The organism is Breoghania sp. (assembly GCF_030066895.1).
In the GTDB taxonomy this organism is placed as follows: Bacteria; Pseudomonadota; Alphaproteobacteria; order Rhizobiales; family Stappiaceae; genus Breoghania.
The window spans coordinates 1-17,158 of the sequence record NZ_JASJAV010000036.1 but is presented as its reverse complement, the minus strand read 5'-3'; the positions used below and the strand labels follow the sequence as shown (position 1 = coordinate 17,158).

Sequence of the window (17,158 nt, the reverse complement as noted above, 5' to 3'; positions counted from 1 at the left end):
CTCGGCCAGCGTCATCGTGATCGCTGCGGTCAGGGTCGTCTTGCCGTGGTCAACGTGGCCGATCGTGCCAATGTTAACGTGCGGCTTGTTGCGCTCGTATTTCTCTTTCGCCATCGGATTTCTCCGCTCTCTCGATAGTTGTTGTCAGGCTGGCCGATCTATCAGGCGTACTTGGCCTGAACTTCCTCGGCGACCGCCTGAGGAACCTGCTCGTAGTGATCGAAAACCATGGAGTACTGGGCACGTCCCTGCGACATCGACCGCAGGTTGTTGATGTAACCGAACATGTTCGCCAGCGGCACGTGCGCACTGACGATACCGCGATTTTCCGTACCCGTGATCTGCCCGCGCCGGGAATTCAGATCGCCGATGACGTCGCCCATGTATTCTTCGGGCGTCACCACCTCGACCTTCATGACCGGCTCCAGCAGCTTCGGAGAAGCCTTCTGGATACCTTCCCGGAAACCGGCACGCGACGCGATTTCGAAGGCCAGGACGGAGGAGTCGACGTCGTGGTAGGCACCGTCGATGAGCGTCACCTTGACGTCAAGGATCGGGAAGCCAGCTAGCGGACCGGAGCTCATGACGCTCTCGACACCCTTCTGGACGCCCGGGATGTATTCCTTCGGAACCGAACCGCCGACGATCTTGGATTCGAACTGGAAGCCCGAACCCTGCTCATCCGGCTCCAGAACCAGCTTGACGCGGGCGAACTGACCCGAACCGCCGGATTGCTTCTTGTGGGTGTAATCGATCTCGACCTGCTTCGTGATTGTCTCGCGATAGGCAACCTGCGGCTGACCGATATTAGCCTCGACCTTGAACTCGCGCTTCATGCGGTCGACAATGATGTCGAGATGAAGCTCGCCCATGCCGGCGATGATGGTCTGCCCGGATGCCTCGTCGGTCTTGACGCGGAAGGACGGATCCTCGGCAGCTAGGCGGTTCAGGGCAAGGCCCATCTTCTCCTGGTCGGCCTTCGTCTTCGGCTCCACAGCGATCTCGATGACCGGCTCGGGGAATTCCATGCGCTCCAGGATCACCGGCTTGTTTGCATCGCAAAGCGTGTCACCGGTGGTCGTGTCCTTCAGGCCCGCGACGGCCACGATGTCGCTAGCGTAGGCGATATCGATGTCTTCACGGCTGTTGGAGTGCATCTGCATCATGCGGCCGATGCGCTCACGCTTTTCCTTCACCGTGTTGAGCAGCGAAGAGCCCTTGTTCAGGACACCGGAGTAGATCCGGCAGAAGGTGAGCGAACCGACGAACGGGTCGTTCATGATCTTGAACGCGAGCATGGAAAGCGACTCTTCGTCGGAAGAATGACGAACGACTTCCTCTTCCGTCTTCGGGTCGATACCGCGGATGGCCGGAACCTCGGTCGGGTTCGGCAGGTAATCCACGACACCATCGAGAAGCGGCTGAACGCCCTTGTTCTTGAACGCGGAGCCACAGAAGACCGGAACGAACTCAGTGGAGATGGTACCCTTGCGGACCAGTTCCTTGAGCTTCTCGTCGCTCGGCATCTCGCCTTCGAGGTAGGCCTCCATAGCGGCCTCGTCGACTTCAACGACCGCCTCGATGAGCTCTTCGCGAGCGGCTTCCGCCTTGTCCTTCATGTCCGCCGGGATCTCTTCGATATCCCAGGCAGCGCCCAGCGTCTCTTCCTTCCAGACGAGACCCTTCATCGCGATCAGGTCGACGCAACCGACAAAGTCGTGCTCGGCGCCGATCGGCAGCTGAAGAACGAGCGGCTTTGCGCCCAGACACGTCTTGATCATCTCGACGCAGCGATCGAAGTCCGCGCCGAGCTTGTCCATCTTGTTGACGAAGATCATCCGCGGGACGTGATACTTGTCGGCCTGGCGCCAGACGGTCTCCGTCTGCGGCTCAACGCCAGCATTGGCGTCCAGCAGCGCTACGGCGCCGTCGAGCACACGAAGCGAGCGCTCCACCTCAATGGTGAAATCGACGTGGCCCGGCGTGTCGATGATGTTCAGCCGCTTTTCTTTCCAGAAGGCGGTGGTGGCAGCAGAGGTGATCGTGATGCCACGCTCCTGCTCCTGCTCCATCCAGTCCATCGTGGCGGCACCATCATGGACTTCGCCGATCTTGTGGCTGCGACCGGTATAGTAGAGGATCCGCTCTGTGGTCGTCGTCTTGCCGGCATCAATGTGGGCCATGATGCCGAAATTGCGGTAGTCCTCGATTTTATGCGTGCGCGCCATGGCGTCAGACCCTCAGGCTTGCTTTCCAGCGATAATGCGAAAACGCGCGGTTGGCTTCAGCCATGCGATGCGTGTCTTCACGCTTCTTCACAGCAGTACCGCGGTTATTTGCAGCGTCGAGCAGCTCACCGGAGAGCCGGTCGACCATCGTCTTTTCATTGCGACCGCGCGAAGCGGCGATCAGCCAACGAATTGCCAGCGCCTGGCGACGCTCGTTGCGGACCTCGACGGGGACCTGGTAGGTCGCACCGCCGACGCGACGCGAGCGAACTTCGACGGACGGCATGACATTCGCCAGCGCATCGTGGAAGACCGCAATCGGGTCCTGCTTGGCACGACCTTCGATCACGTCGCAGGCACCATAGACGATGCGCTCTGCGGCAGACTTCTTACCGTCGAGCATCACGTAGTTCATGAACTTCGTGACAACGATATCCCCGAATTTCGGGTCCGGATTGATCTCTCGCTTTTCAGCGCGATGACGGCGGGACATCTTTTGATCCTCAGCCCTTGTTCACAAAAACGACTTACTTCGGACGCTTGGCGCCGTACTTCGAACGGCGCTGCTTGCGATCCTTGACGCCCTGGGTATCCAGAACACCGCGCAGGATGTGGTAGCGTACGCCCGGCAAGTCCTTGACGCGGCCGCCACAGATCATCACCACCGAGTGCTCCTGCAGGTTGTGCCCTTCACCCGGGATATAACCGATGACCTCGAAGCCGTTGGTCAGACGCACCTTCGCAACCTTACGCAGAGCCGAGTTCGGCTTCTTCGGCGTGGTCGTGTAGACGCGCGCGCAAACACCGCGCTTCTGGGGGCAGGCCTCCATGGCCGGCACCTTGTTCCGCTTCGGCGGATCCTTCCGCGGCTTGCGGATCAACTGGTTGATGGTCGGCATATTAGCGCTTCACCTTCTGCTGCATACCCGTGCATGCGCGGAATCGCGCCGTTCCCGCACTTAGCCAGTGCGAAAAGGCGCTGCGAAATACAGAGGGCCACGAGGCTATCCCCGCGATCACATGCTCGACGATTTACCGCCAAATTTGAACCCGGCAGCGTCTAAGCCGTAAGTCCAGAGCGTGTCGCTCCGAAACAAGTAAAGCTTACCGCCTGCCTTGGGAGTGGGGGGAACCTACTCATACGGCCGCGTTCCGTCAAGGGCTTTGCCGAGAATTCTTGCGAGTTTGCGCCGGAAGCGGAATACCCGGCTCCAAAACCGGATTCCGTACAAGACGGCGCAATAATTGGAAAACTCATAGGCCCGTTTGCGACACGGAATTTCGAGGAAGATTCATCCCCTCCCCGATTTTCAGATCCCTGAAGGACTTTCGCGTCGAAGATTCTTCCCAAATGGTGAATCGCCTGTCCGGAATCGGTTCGCGGAATCTGAATTTGCGTAGGATTCGCAATCTCTTCGCTCGTTCACCTTGAATCCGTGGCTAAGCCCTTTAGTCGCGGAACGTAATGACCGCGACATTCCCGTCAACGGCATCCTGATAGGCTTCCTCGAAGGTCGGGTCGTCCGGCTCCCCGTCAAGGGTCCCGACCTGGTCGAGTTCGGCCTCCGCATATCCTTCGCCGGCCAGGGCCTCGAGCGCGCGGCGCACGGCGCTGTCGTCATAGGGCGCTGCGACGAAGATGTTCACCACCTTCACGGCATCGTCCGAACCGCCGTCCTCGCCTTCCCAGACGCGCCCGACAATGACGAAGACCATGGGGCCATCACCGTCTACCTTGTTCAAATCCATTTCGTCACTCCTGAATTCTGCAGCGATGATGATTGACGCATCTGTTGCGAGCAATGGTGCAGAACACCTGCCCCTGCAACCGCGACGTCATGCCCGACCGCTCGATCCGGACCACCTGGCCCGGAAGGCCCGCCCTCAAAACATCTGGCCGGGCCATGGCCGGCGATCATCATCGCCTTGCACCTAAAGGAAAGGCCGCCCGAGGGCGGCCTTTCTTCGAATTTCATGTCGGGGCAGAAAATTACTCTGCCGCACCCTGTTCGCTCATGTCGGTCAGCATCGGATCGGCCATCTCCACGCCGGAACGCTTCTTGCGCTCCTCGAGGATCAGATCGTCGCGATGCGAAGCGACCTTGCGGACCCGGGTGATGGCGCCGCCGGAGCCCGCCGGGATAAGGCGGCCCACGATAACATTCTCCTTGAGCCCGTCGAGCGTATCCGACTTGCCGTTGACGGCCGCTTCGGTGAGCACGCGCGTGGTCTCCTGGAAGGAGGCCGCGGAGATGAAGGAGCGCGTCTGCAGCGAGGCCTTGGTGATGCCGAGCAGAACGGAGTTGCCGCTTGCAGGCTTCTTGCCTTCCTCGATGCACTTGGCGTTCATCTCGTCAAGGTCGACCCGATCGACCTGCTCGCCGGTGATCAAATCCGTGTCGCCGGCATCGGTGATCTCGACCTTCTGCAGCATCTGGCGAACGATCACCTCGATGTGCTTGTCGTTGATGCCCACGCCCTGCAGCCGGTAGACTTCCTGGATCTCGTTGACGAGGTAGTTGGCTAAAGCCTCCACGCCCTTGATCGCCAGGATGTCATGCGGAGCCGGGTTACCATCGAGAATGTACTCACCCTTCTCGATGATATCGCCTTCCTGCAGGTGGAAGTGCTTGCCCTTCGGCACCAGGTATTCGACAGGCTCGGCGGTCTCGTCGAACGGTTCCACAATGATGCGACGCTTGTTCTTGTAGTCGCGACCGAACTTGATAGTGCCGTCGACCTCCGCGATGATCGCGTGGTCCTTCGGACGACGCGCCTCGAAGAGTTCCGCCACGCGCGGCAGACCACCGGTGATGTCCTTGGTCTTGGCGCTTTCCAGCGGAATACGGGCGAGCACGTCACCGGCACCGACCTTGTTGCCGGCGTCAACCGACAGAACCGCATCCGGCGACAACAGGTAGCGCGCCTCGCCGCCGCGCGGCAGCTTCAGCACTTCACCCTTCTCGTCACGGATGACGGTCGCGGGCTTCAGATCCTGCGTACGCGGCGAGGACCGCCAGTCGATGACGACACGCTTGGTGATACCGGTCGCCTCGTCGGTGGACTCCGTCACCGTGACACCGTCGATCATGTCTTCAAGGCCGACCGTACCGGACAGCTCCGTCAGCATCGGGCGGGTATAAGCATCCCACTCCGCGATACGCTGACCGCGCTTGACCGCGTCGCCCTCATCCACATGCATCTTCGAACCGTAGGTCACGCGGTGCACCGTACGCTCGATCCCTTCGGCATCGACGATGACCACCGACATGTTACGCGCCATGGCGACGAGGTTGCCCTCGCTGTCGCGCGCCACATTCCGGTTGCGCATCTTGATCGTGCCGTCGAAGGACGACTCGATGAAGGAGCTGTCGACCACCTGCGCCGTACCGCCGATGTGAAACGTGCGCATGGTGAGCTGCGTGCCCGGCTCGCCGATCGACTGAGCCGCGATAACGCCGACGGCCTCGCCGATGTTGACCGGAGTACCGCGGGCCAGGTCGCGACCGTAGCAGGCCGCGCAGCACCCGATCTGCGTCTCGCAGGTCAGAACCGAGCGGATGCGGATCGTCTGGACGTTGGCCGTCTCGATCTGATCGACTTCCTTTTCCTCGATCATCTGACCGACCTTGACGATGACCTCGCCCGTGGACGGGTTGACGACATCGTCGGCAGCCGTACGACCCAGGGCCCGCTGGCCCACCATCGCGATGACCTGACCGGAATCGACCACCGCCTGGATCGTGATGCCCTTGTCGGTGCCGCAGTCCTCTTCGAGGATGATGCAGTCCTGGGCAACGTCGACGAGACGACGGGTCAGGTAACCGGAGTTCGCCGTCTTCAAGGCGGTATCGGCCAGGCCCTTACGAGCGCCGTGCGAGGAGTTGAAGTACTCCAGAACCGACAGGCCTTCCTTGAAGTTGGAGATGATCGGGCTTTCGATGATCTCGCCCGACGGCTTGGCCATCAGGCCGCGCATGCCGGCAAGCTGCTTCATCTGGGCGGGTGAGCCACGGGCGCCGGAGTGTGACATCATGTAAACCGAGTTCATCGGCTTCTGACGACCCGTATCCTCGTCGTACTCGACCGTCTGGATGCGCTTCATCATCTCGTCGGCGACCTTGTCCGTGCACTTGGCCCAGGCGTCGACGACCTTGTTGTACTTCTCGCCCTGCGTGATCAGACCGTCATTGTACTGCTGTTCGTATTCGGTCACGAGCGCGGCCGTCTCGTCCACCAGGCTCTGCTTGGTGTCCGGGATGACCATGTCGTCCTTGCCAAACGAGATACCGGCCTTACACGCATTGGTGAAGCCGAGCTTCATGATCTGGTCGCAGAAGATGACCGTCTCCTTCTGACCGCAGGCGCGGTAGACGGTGTCGATCATCTTGGAGATGTCCTTCTTCGTCATCAACTTGTTGCAGACGTCGAAGGGCACTTCGTGATGCTTGGGCAGGAGTTCGCCGATGATCAGGCGGCCCGGGGTCGTCTCGTAGATGTGAGAGATCCGGTTGCCGTCCGCATCGACCGTCTTGAACCGGCCACGGATCTTGGTGTGGAGCGTGACGGCCTTGGTCTCCAGGGCATGGTGCAGTTCGCCCATGTTGCCGAAGACCATACTCTCGCCCGGCTCGCCTTCCGTCATCAGCGACAGATAGTAGAGCCCCAGAACGATATCCTGCGACGGCACGATGATCGGCTGACCGTTGGCCGGGTGCAGAATGTTGTTCGTCGACATCATCAGGACGCGCGCTTCCAACCGCGCCTCAAGCGACAGAGGCACGTGAACGGCCATCTGGTCACCGTCGAAGTCGGCGTTGAAGGCAGCGCAGACGAGCGGGTGAAGCTGCAGGGCCTTGCCCTCGATCAGCGTCGGCTCGAAGGCCTGAATGCCCAGACGGTGAAGCGTCGGCGCGCGGTTCAGCATGATCGGATGTTCGCGGATAACCTCTTCGAGGATATCCCAGACCTCCGAACGCTCCTTCTCGACGAGCTTCTTCGCCTGCTTGACGGTCGAAGAATAGCCCTTGGCGTCGAGGCGCGAGTAGATGAACGGCTTGAACAGCTCAAGCGCCATCTTCTTCGGCAGACCGCACTGATGCAGCTTCAGCTCCGGACCCACGGTGATCACCGAACGGCCGGAGTAGTCGACGCGCTTGCCGAGCAGGTTCTGACGGAACCGGCCCTGCTTGCCCTTCAGCATGTCGCTGAGCGACTTCAGCGGACGCTTGTTGGCGCCCGTGATGACGCGGCCGCGACGGCCGTTGTCGAACAGCGCATCAACGGATTCCTGCAGCATGCGCTTTTCGTTGCGGATGATGATATCCGGCGCACGCAGCTCGATCAGCCGCTTCAGACGGTTGTTCCGGTTGATGACGCGGCGATAAAGGTCGTTCAGGTCCGACGTGGCGAAGCGGCCGCCATCCAGTGGAACCAGCGGACGCAGATCCGGCGGAATGACCGGGATGACCGTCAGGATCATCCATTCCGGACGGTTGCCCGACTCCAGGAACGCCTCGATGACCTTCAGCCGCTTGGCGAGCTTCTTCGGCTTTAGCTCCGTCGTCGTTTCCGCGATCTCGACGCGCAGCCGCTCGCTCTCCTTTTCCAGGTCGAGCGACATCAGCATTTCGCGGATCGCCTCCGCGCCAATCATGGCGGTGAAGCTGTCATCGCCATATTCGTCCTGGGCGGTGATGAACTCTTCTTCCGAGAGAAGCTGGTTCTGCTTGAGCGGCGTCAGGCCCGGCTCCAGCACAACGTAGTTCTCAAAATAGAGGACCCGCTCCAGATCCTTCAGCGTCATGTCGAGCAGCAGACCGATGCGGCTCGGCAGGGACTTCAGGAACCAGATATGCGCAACCGGGGCGGCCAGTTCGATATGGCCCATGCGTTCGCGCCGAACGCGCGACAGGGTCACTTCGACGCCGCACTTCTCGCAGATCACGCCCTTGTACTTCATGCGCTTGTACTTGCCGCACAAGCACTCGTAGTCCTTGATCGGCCCGAAGATCCGCGCGCAGAAAAGCCCGTCCCGTTCCGGCTTGAACGTACGGTAATTGATCGTTTCCGGCTTCTTGATCTCACCAAAGGACCAGGAATGAATCTTCTCGGGGCTGGCGATCGAAATCTTGATCTGATCGAATGTCGCCGGCTGAGCCTGCTGATTGAACAGGTTCATGACCTCTTGATTCATAGGTTATCTCCTTCAATGCTCGGGCGGGATGGCGCGCCGTTTCGCGCATCTGCCGTCCCGGCACTCAAACAGAAATCGCTCGCGGTCGATCGCAGGACAGCGGGCCTGACGTTGCGGGCAAAACTGTGACGTTCCGCCCGCTAAGCACGACGGATCATTCCGCCGCGTCCGCCTGTTGCTCGTCTTCGTCTCCGGGCAGCTGCAGCTTGCTATCGGCCAGTTCGACGTTGAGGCCCAACGACCGCATCTCCTTGACCAGCACGTTGAAGCTTTCCGGGATACCGGCTTCGAATGTGTCGTCCCCGCGCACGATCGACTCGTAGACCTTGGTGCGGCCCGCGACGTCGTCCGACTTCACGGTCAACATCTCCTGCAGGGTGTAGGCGGCGCCATACGCTTCAAGTGCCCACACCTCCATCTCGCCGAAACGCTGGCCACCGAACTGCGCCTTACCACCCAGCGGCTGCTGAGTGACTAGCGAGTACGGGCCGATCGAACGCGCGTGGATCTTGTCGTCGACCAGATGGTGCAACTTGAGCATGTAGATATAGCCCACGGTGACCGTCCGGTCGAACGGATCGCCGGTGCGTCCGTCATAGAGCTTCGTCTGACCCGAGGGGGGCAGATCGCCCTTCTCCAGCATCTCGACGATATCGGCATCAACGGCACCGTCGAAGACCGGCGTCGCGATTGACACGCCCGTCTTGAGCTGGTCGCCGAGGCGAACGATCGACTCGTCGTCGAACTCCTTGACCGGGTCGCCCTTGATGTTGTCACCGTAGATATCGATGATTTTCGCCTTGAGCGGCTCCAGCTCACCCGACTTGCGATACTGCTCGTAAAGCTCGCCGATGCGCTTGCCCATGCCCGAGCAGGCCCAGCCCAGATGCGTCTCCAGGATCTGGCCAACGTTCATGCGCGAGGGCACGCCCAGCGGGTTCAGCACGATATCGACCGGCGTACCGTCATCGAGATAGGGCATGTCCTCGAGCGAATTGATCTTGGACACCACACCCTTGTTGCCGTGACGGCCGGCCATTTTGTCGCCCGGCTGGATCTTGCGCTTCACCGCCACGAAGACCTTGACCATCTTCATGACACCCGGCGGCAGCTCGTCGCCGCGCTGCAGCTTCTCCACCTTGTCGATGAAGCGCTGCTCCAGACGCTTGCGACTCTCGTCGTACTGGCCGCGCAGAGCCTCGATCTCGCCCATCAGCTTCTCGTCGTCGACGGCAAACTGCCACCACTGCGAGCGCGGATACTCGTTCAGGACATCGCCGGAGATGGCGCCGTCCTTCTTGAAAGCCTTCGGCCCGCCGGATGCGACCTTGCCGATCAGCATTTCTGCCAGACGGCCGTAGACATTGCGGTCGAGGATAGCCTGCTCGTCGTCGCGGTCCTTGGCGAGACGCTCGATCTCTTCGCGCTCGATCGCCATGGCGCGCTCGTCCTTCTCCACACCGTGGCGGTTGAAGACGCGCACTTCCACGACCGTTCCGGTCACTCCAGGCGGCAGACGCAGCGAGGTGTCACGGACATCCGAGGCCTTCTCGCCGAAGATGGCGCGCAGAAGCTTTTCTTCCGGCGTCATTGGGCTTTCGCCCTTCGGCGTGATCTTGCCGACCAGGATGTCGGACGGGTTCACTTCCGCACCGATGTAGACGATGCCGGCCTCATCGAGGTTCTTCAGCGCTTCTTCCGAGACGTTCGGAATGTCGCGCGTGATTTCCTCCGGCCCGAGCTTCGTATCACGCGCCATCACCTCAAATTCCTCAAGGTGGATGGAGGTGAACACGTCATCGCGAACGATGCGCTCCGACAGCAGGATGGAGTCCTCGAAGTTGTAGCCGTTCCACGGCATAAACGCGACGAGCACGTTCCGGCCCAGCGCCAGATCGCCCAGATCCGTGGACGGACCGTCGGCGATGATGTCGCCCTTGGCCACCACGTCGCCCACACACACCAGCGGACGCTGGTTGATGCAGGTGTTCTGGTTGGAACGCTGGAACTTCATCAGCCGGTAGATGGCGACGCCCGACTTGGAGGCATCGATCTCTTCCGTGGCGCGGATAACGATACGGGTCGCGTCGACCTGGTCGATGACGCCTGCCCAGCGCGCGGCAATCGCGGCACCGGAGTCATGCGCCACCACCGATTCCATGCCGGTACCCACGAACGGGGCTTCGGCATGCACCAGCGGCACCGCCTGACGCATCATGTTCGAGCCCATCAGCGCGCGGTTGGCGTCATCGTTTTCCAGGAACGGAATGAGCGATGCCGCGACCGACACAAGCTGCTTGGCCGACACGTCCATGTAGTCCACGCGCTCGGCGGGAACGAGCATCACGTCGCCGGCATGGCGGCAGAGGATCAGCTCTTCCGTGAAGCGCCCGTTCTCGTCCGTCGGAACGTCCGACTGCGCGACGTAGTGCTTCGATTCCTCCATCGCGGACAGATAGGACACCTCGTCCGTCACATGCCCGTTGTCCACCCGGCGATAGGGGCTCTCGATGAAGCCGTACTTGTTGACGCGCGCAAACGTCGCCAGCGAATTGATCAGACCGATGTTCGGTCCTTCAGGCGTCTCGATCGGGCAGATACGGCCGTAGTGGGTCGGATGCACGTCGCGCACTTCGAAGCCGGCACGCTCACGGGTCAGGCCGCCCGGGCCAAGCGCCGAAAGACGACGCTTGTGGGTGACCTCCGACAGCGGGTTATTCTGGTCCATGAACTGCGAGAGCTGCGAGGAACCGAAGAACTCGCGAACGGCTGCGGCTGCGGGCTTCGCGTTGATCAGATCCTGCGGCATGACGGTGTCGATCTCGACCGACGACATGCGCTCCTTGATCGCGCGCTCCATGCGCAGCAGACCAATGCGGTACTGGTTCTCCATCAGCTCGCCGACAGAGCGAACGCGACGGTTGCCAAGGTTATCGATGTCGTCGATCTCGCCGCGACCGTCACGCAAGCCCAGAAGCGTGCGGATAACTTCGATGATGTCTTCCTTGCGCAGGACACGCACCGTGTCCTCGACATCCAGATCGAGCCGCATGTTCATCTTCACGCGGCCGACGGCGGACAGGTCGTAGCGCTCGCTGTCGAAGAACAGCGAGTGGAACATCGCTTCCGCAGTGTCGACGGTGGGCGGCTCACCCGGACGCATCACCCGGTAGATGTCGAACAAAGCATCTTCTCGGGTCTCGTTCTTGTCCATGGACAGCGTGTTGCGCATGTAGGCGCCGGTATTGACGTGGTCGATCGCCAGCACCGGGATCTCGTCATAACCCTGCTCGACGAGCGCCTCCAACGTCTTGTCGGTGATCTCATCGCCGGCCTCAGCATAGATCTCGCCGGTCTGCATGTTTACCATGTCTTCGGCCAGATACTGGCCGTACAGATCTTCCACGCCGACCTTGATCGACTTGACGCCCTTTCCCACCAACTGCTTGGCGTGGCGCGCGGTCATCTTCTTGCCGATCTCGAGGATCACTTCGCCGCTATCGGCGTCAACAAGATCCTCGATGGCCTTCATGCCGCGCATCTGGGTCGGGTTGAAGGGCTTGCGCCAGGCGTCCCCGACCTTGTTGTAGGTGAAGGACTCGTAGAAGGTCGAAAGGATGTCCGACGGATCGAGCCCAAGCGCCATCAGAAACGACGTCACCGGGATCTTGCGGCGACGATCGATACGCGCATAGACGATGTCCTTGGCGTCGAACTCGATGTCGAGCCAAGAACCGCGATAGGGGATCACGCGAGCCGCGAAGAGGAGCTTTCCGCTGGAATGCGTCTTGCCCTTATCGTGGTCGAAGAACACGCCCGGAGAGCGGTGCATCTGGGAAACGATGACGCGCTCGGTGCCGTTGATGATGAAGGTGCCGGTATCCGTCATGAAGGGCATGTCGCCCATGTAGACGTTCTGCTCCTTGATATCCTTCACCGACTTGGCATCGGTCTCTTCGTCAACGTCGAATACGATGAGCCGAAGCGTCACCTTGAGCGGTGCGGAGAAGGTCATGCCGCGTTGGCGGCACTCTTCCACATCGTATTTGGGCTGCTCAAATTCGTAGCGAACGAATTCCAGCAGGGACGTGCCGCTGAAATCGGAGATCGGAAAGACGGACTTGAAGACAGCCTCCAGGCCGTCGACCGCGCGGCCGCCCTCGGGTTCCTCGACCTGCAGAAACTGATCGTAGGATGCCTTTTGCACCTCGATCAGGTTCGGCATCTTCGCGACATCGCGAATGTGACCGAAAAACTTACGGACCCGCTTGCGACCGTTGAACGTCTGCGCCATTGTCGCTCCTCGCATCGCCATGAGCACCCGAACCCCCGACGGATAGGTGCCCTTGCATTTAATTGTCGACCGCAAGGTCTCCGGACTGGGTCCGTGACCGTCTCGGTCCTGGTGACGGCTAGCCGGATCGCCGGTGAAACCGGCCCGACATCGCCCTGCTGAAAGCTCGCGGGGCGAGCCGCGATCTGGGTAACCGTCCCTCGAACACCCTCCCCAAAGTCCCAGTGTGTGGGATCAGAAAGACCGCTCGTCCTCGATAGTTCTGAAACTCGCAGGTGGCGCCCGGTCGGCTCACCTGGCTCCAGGGGAACGCTCGCCCCGGTCACGGGAAGAACCCGCCGGGACCTCAACTCAATTTGTCGGATGCCTGGTTAAGCCGGACCCTCCGGCGACATCCTGATGTGCGGCCCCGGGTGATCCCGGGACCGCGAAGTACAAGCAAAGGAAGACCTTACTTCAGCTCGACGCTCGCGCCGGCTTCCTCGAGCTTCTTCTTCAGCTCTTCGGCCTCGTCCTTCGAAACGGCTTCCTTGACCGTCTTCGGGGCGCTCTCGACCAGCTCCTTGGCTTCCTTCAGGCCAAGACCGGTGATGGCACGAACTTCCTTGATGATGTTGATCTTCTTGTCGCCGACTGCGGTCAGCACGACGTCGAACTCCGTCTTCTCTTCAGCAGCGGCAACCTCGCCACCGGCAGCGACGGCAGCAGCGACGGCGACCGGAGCCGCGGCAGAAACGCCCCACTTCTCTTCGAGCATCTTGGAAAGCTCGGCGGCTTCCATGACGGTGAGGGTGGAAAGCTCTTCAACGATCTTCTCGAGATCAGCCATTTTTCAAACCTTCATATTCGAACCGTATTGGTTTCGATGTGTTTCAAGCAGTCGCGTGCCTTACGCGGCTTCGTCCTTCTTGGCGTACGCGCCGATAACGCGGGCAACCTGCCCGGCCGGTGCGCTGAGAACCTGCGCAATGCGGGGCGCCGGCGTGCTGATCATGCCGACAATCTTACCGCGCAGTTCATCGAGCGACGGCATCGAGGCAAGAGCCTTGACCCCATCCGCGTCGAGATTCGTGGAGCCGAGAGCCCCGCCCAGAACAACGAGCTTCTCGTTGGTCTTGACGAAGTCCATCACCGCCTTGGGAGCCGCAACCGGATCGCCCGAATAGGCGATGACGGTCGGCCCCTGGAACAGGTCGGCGATGTGTTCGGCGTCCGTGCCTTGAAGGGCAAGCTTGGCAAGGCGGTTCTTCGCGACTTTGACGGACCCGCCAGCCTCACGAACCTTCGCACGAAGCGAAGTCATGTCCGCGACCGAGAGACCCGCATAGTGGGCCACGACGACAACACCCGCGTCTGTGAACACGGTGTTGAGCGCCGATACGGCTTCGCGCTTTTCCGCTCTATCCACTTGCCTTCTCCACTTGGCGGACAACAACATGCCGCCCGCCGGTTGGCTTTGCCGCTCCAAAGAGCCCCCTCTTTCGAACGACGCTCAGGGTTCCTGCCCCCTCACGCACGCTCCAGGAGCGCGGCAAGGCCTACGGTTCGAACCGGGTTGACCTTTCGGCCGGAAATCGGTTCTCCCCCGTCTATGCAGGCCCGGATGGCTTAAACCGGATCCTCATCGGATCCGACACCTGCAGTCTCGGACAAGACCGGCTGACAACAAGACCCGAAAGCCTTCCTGACAGCCGCATCCCGCCGAGTTTCCCCGGCGGGAATTCTTCTAACCGCCCCCTAGGGCGAGAATTGCTTTCAACGCCTTCGAGCGTTGGTCGCTCAGGCAGCGCCCGCAGACACGGCGGTGACCGACGACGGGTCGAGCTTGATGCCCGGGCCCATAGTCGAGGTCAGCGCGATGCGCTTCAGGTAGTTGCCCTTAACTCCGCTCGGCTTGGCCTTCATCACGGCGTCGGTGAAGGCCTTGATGTTCTCAGCGAGCTTCGTGTCGTCGAAGGAGGCCTTGCCAACGCCCGCATGGACGATACCGGCCTTCTCCACGCGGAACTGCACCGCGCCACCCTTGGCGTCGTTGACCGCAGCGGTCACGTCCAGCGTCGCCGTTCCGACCTTCGGGTTCGGCATCAGGCCGCGCGGGCCCAGGACCTTACCCAGACGACCGACGAGCGGCATCATGTCCGGCGTCGCAATGCAGCGATCGAAATCGATGTTGCCGGCCTGCACCTGCTCCATCAGATCCTCGGCGCCGACGATATCGGCGCCCGCTGCTTTGGCCTCGTCCGCCTTCTCGCCGCGGGCGAAAACCGCCACGCGAACCGACTTGCCGGTGCCGTTGGGCAGGACGCACACGCCGCGGACCATCTGGTCGGCGTAGCGCGGGTCGACGCCCAGGTTGAGAGCGATCTCAACCGTCTCGTCGAACTTTGCGGTTGCCCGCTCCTTGATCAGCTTCACAGCCTCGTCGAGGGTGTAGAGCTTGTTGCGGTCAATCCCGTCGCGGCTAGCGACGATACGCTTTCCGATCTTCGCCATGTTCTTACTCCGACACCTCGAAGCCCATCGAACGGACAGAGCCCTCGACCATCCGCATGGCACCCTCTATATCGACGGCGTTCAGGTCCTTCATCTTCGCTTCCGCGATTTCACGAACCTGTTCACGCGACACGGAGGCAATCGGCGCCTGACCCGGGGTCTTGGAGCCCTTCTGCAGCTTGGCGGCCTTCTTCAGGAAGAAGGACACCGGCGGGGTCTTCACCTCGAAGGTGAACGACTTGTCCCTGAAGAACGTGATCACGGTCGGGCACGGTGCACCCTTTTCCACATCCTGCGTCTGCGCGTTGAACGCCTTGCAGAATTCCATGATGTCCAGGCCGCGCTGACCCAGCGCGGGACCGATCGGCGGGGACGGCGTCGCAGATCCCGCAGGCACCTGAAGCTTCAGAGACCCTTGAACTTTCTTCGCCATTTGGCTCTCCTAAAACGTTCGAGCCGGATTATCCGGCACCAGAGAGGTGGTGGTCGGGCCGCTTGCACTGGCGAGAGCCGCCAAGAAACCTTCCACCGACACCCCAATCAAGCTGCTCGAGAAAATCTCTAGAGCTTCTCCACCTGGGCGTATTCGAGTTCGACCGGGGTCGCCCGGCCGAAAATAGAAACGGCAACCTTGAGCCGTGCACGTTCGTCGTCGACTTCCTCGACAAGACCGTTGAACGAGGCGAAGGGCCCATCGGAGACCCGCACCTGTTCGCCGAGCTCGAAGGAAATGGACGGTTTCGGCCGATCCACGCCTTCCTGCACCTGGTGCAGAATGCGTTGTGCCTCCGCCTCGGAAATCGGCATCGGCTTGTTGTCAGCACCGAGAAATCCAGTAACCCGCGGCGTGTTCTTGATCAGATGATAGGCCTCATCGGTCATATCCATCTTCACCAGCACGTAGCCGGGAAAGAACTTCCGCTCAGCGCCGACCTTGCGGCCCCGCCGCACCTCCACGACCTTTTCGGTCGGAACGAGGATTTCGTCGAACAGATCTTCCAGGCCTGTGGCCTGCGCCTTCTCCCGAATGGAGTCGGCAACCTTCTTCTCAAAATTCGAATAGGCGTGGACGATGTACCAGCGCTTGGTCATGTGACCCCAGTCCGCATCATTTGGATATCGTGTAAAGCTCGGATTAGAAGCCCATACCGAGAAGGAGCTTCACACCCTCGGCCATGACCTGATCCGCCAGCAGGAAGAAGATTGAGGCGATCGCGACCATGATGAACACCATGACGGTGGTCACCGCGGTTTCGCGCCGCGTCGGCCATGTGACCTTCGCAACCTCCTGGCGCGTTTGCTGGAGGAAGGTAAAGGGATTGTTTTTTGCCATTCCGCCCGTGGCCTTGCTTCAGCAAGACGCCGCGAAAACACCGCCTGCCCCTCATTCGTGTTCTAGATCGCCCGTCGGCACCTGCGACATCGACGCCGCCATCTGCCTGATCAAGCAACCCTGTTTGAGATCGACGCAAATTCTTCGAGCGAATCGAAGAGCGCGACCTTTAAACGGCATATAGGCGCGCGGAACCCTCCGCGCGCCACTGCCCATTACTTATAGCCGCCGAACCGATTCCACAAGAGAGAAACTGGCAGGGGCGGAGGGACTCGAACCCACGACCTGCGGTTTTGGAGACCGCTGCTCTACCAACTGAGCTACACCCCTACTGGCTAGAGCCTCGAAGGGCCGCAGCCGAAATTCTCATTTCCTACGGACGGTTCGCATCAGCCCTGATTGTCGCCGAGCCCCGAGAACGCCGCATGTAACCCCGCATCGCGGGATTGGCAAGCGCGACCTTATATAGCGGCTGCCAGTTCGATTACTCGATGATCGAGGCAACGACGCCGGCGCCGACGGTCCGGCCGCCTTCGCGGATAGCGAAGCGCAGACCTTCTTCCATCGCGATCGGCACGATCAGCGTCACCGAAACTGACACATTGTCGCCCGGC

Annotated in this window: 13 protein-coding genes, 1 tRNA gene and 1 pseudogene; all 15 read right to left on the bottom strand. The window is 60.9% G+C overall.

Annotated features, from left to right (window positions below; genetic code table 11):
- Positions 1-114, bottom strand: a 114-nt coding sequence (locus QNJ43_RS25920; protein ID WP_300474777.1) for a GTP-binding protein, incomplete at its 3' end; no start/stop codon positions are given.
- A gap of 47 nt (positions 115-161) precedes the next feature.
- On the bottom strand, positions 162-2,228 hold the full coding sequence (gene fusA / locus QNJ43_RS25915; protein WP_300474776.1) for an elongation factor G: 2,067 nt from the start codon (positions 2,226-2,228) through the stop codon (positions 162-164).
- A 4-nt stretch (positions 2,229-2,232) separates the two neighbouring features.
- A complete protein-coding gene (gene rpsG, locus QNJ43_RS25910) occupies positions 2,233-2,721 on the bottom strand; it encodes a 30S ribosomal protein S7 (RefSeq protein WP_300474773.1) in 489 nt (162 codons plus the stop codon).
- A 34-nt stretch (positions 2,722-2,755) separates the two neighbouring features.
- Positions 2,756-3,127, bottom strand: a complete 372-nt coding sequence (gene rpsL, locus QNJ43_RS25905) for a 30S ribosomal protein S12 (protein WP_300474770.1) — start codon at positions 3,125-3,127, stop codon at positions 2,756-2,758.
- Positions 3,128-3,677: 550 nt separating this feature from the next.
- Entirely contained in the window at positions 3,678-3,977 is a 300-nt protein-coding gene (locus QNJ43_RS25900) for a regulator (RefSeq protein ID WP_300474767.1), read from the bottom strand.
- Between the two features lie 241 nt (positions 3,978-4,218).
- On the bottom strand, positions 4,219-8,424 hold the full coding sequence (gene rpoC / locus QNJ43_RS25895; RefSeq protein ID WP_300474765.1) for a DNA-directed RNA polymerase subunit beta': 4,206 nt from the start codon (positions 8,422-8,424) through the stop codon (positions 4,219-4,221).
- A gap of 154 nt (positions 8,425-8,578) precedes the next feature.
- A complete protein-coding gene (gene rpoB / locus QNJ43_RS25890; protein ID WP_300474762.1) occupies positions 8,579-12,718 on the bottom strand; it encodes a DNA-directed RNA polymerase subunit beta in 4,140 nt (1,379 codons plus the stop codon).
- Positions 12,719-13,169: 451 nt separating this feature from the next.
- The gene (rplL, locus tag QNJ43_RS25885) at positions 13,170-13,547 is read right to left on the bottom strand and encodes a 50S ribosomal protein L7/L12 (RefSeq protein WP_300474758.1); all 378 of its coding nucleotides are present in this window, start codon (positions 13,545-13,547) and stop codon (positions 13,170-13,172) included.
- A gap of 60 nt (positions 13,548-13,607) precedes the next feature.
- Complete coding sequence (gene rplJ / locus QNJ43_RS25880; protein ID WP_300474755.1) at positions 13,608-14,126, bottom strand: 50S ribosomal protein L10; 519 nt, start codon at positions 14,124-14,126, stop codon at positions 13,608-13,610.
- 371 nt (positions 14,127-14,497) lie between these two features.
- Positions 14,498-15,211, bottom strand: a complete 714-nt coding sequence (gene rplA, locus QNJ43_RS25875; RefSeq protein ID WP_300474753.1) for a 50S ribosomal protein L1 — start codon at positions 15,209-15,211, stop codon at positions 14,498-14,500.
- Positions 15,212-15,215: 4 nt separating this feature from the next.
- Entirely contained in the window at positions 15,216-15,644 is a 429-nt protein-coding gene (rplK, locus tag QNJ43_RS25870) for a 50S ribosomal protein L11 (protein ID WP_300474751.1), read from the bottom strand.
- Between the two features lie 128 nt (positions 15,645-15,772).
- Positions 15,773-16,303, bottom strand: a complete 531-nt coding sequence (gene nusG, locus QNJ43_RS25865; RefSeq protein ID WP_300474749.1) for a transcription termination/antitermination protein NusG — start codon at positions 16,301-16,303, stop codon at positions 15,773-15,775.
- Positions 16,304-16,346: 43 nt separating this feature from the next.
- Positions 16,347-16,544 (bottom strand): preprotein translocase subunit SecE, encoded by a 198-nt coding sequence (gene secE / locus QNJ43_RS25860; protein ID WP_300474745.1) that lies wholly within the window; start codon positions 16,542-16,544, stop codon positions 16,347-16,349.
- Positions 16,545-16,798: 254 nt separating this feature from the next.
- Positions 16,799-16,874: transfer RNA gene (locus tag QNJ43_RS25855), tRNA-Trp, on the bottom strand.
- A 154-nt stretch (positions 16,875-17,028) separates the two neighbouring features.
- Positions 17,029-17,158 (bottom strand): annotated as a pseudogene (gene tuf / locus QNJ43_RS25850) (elongation factor Tu); the annotation flags it as partial.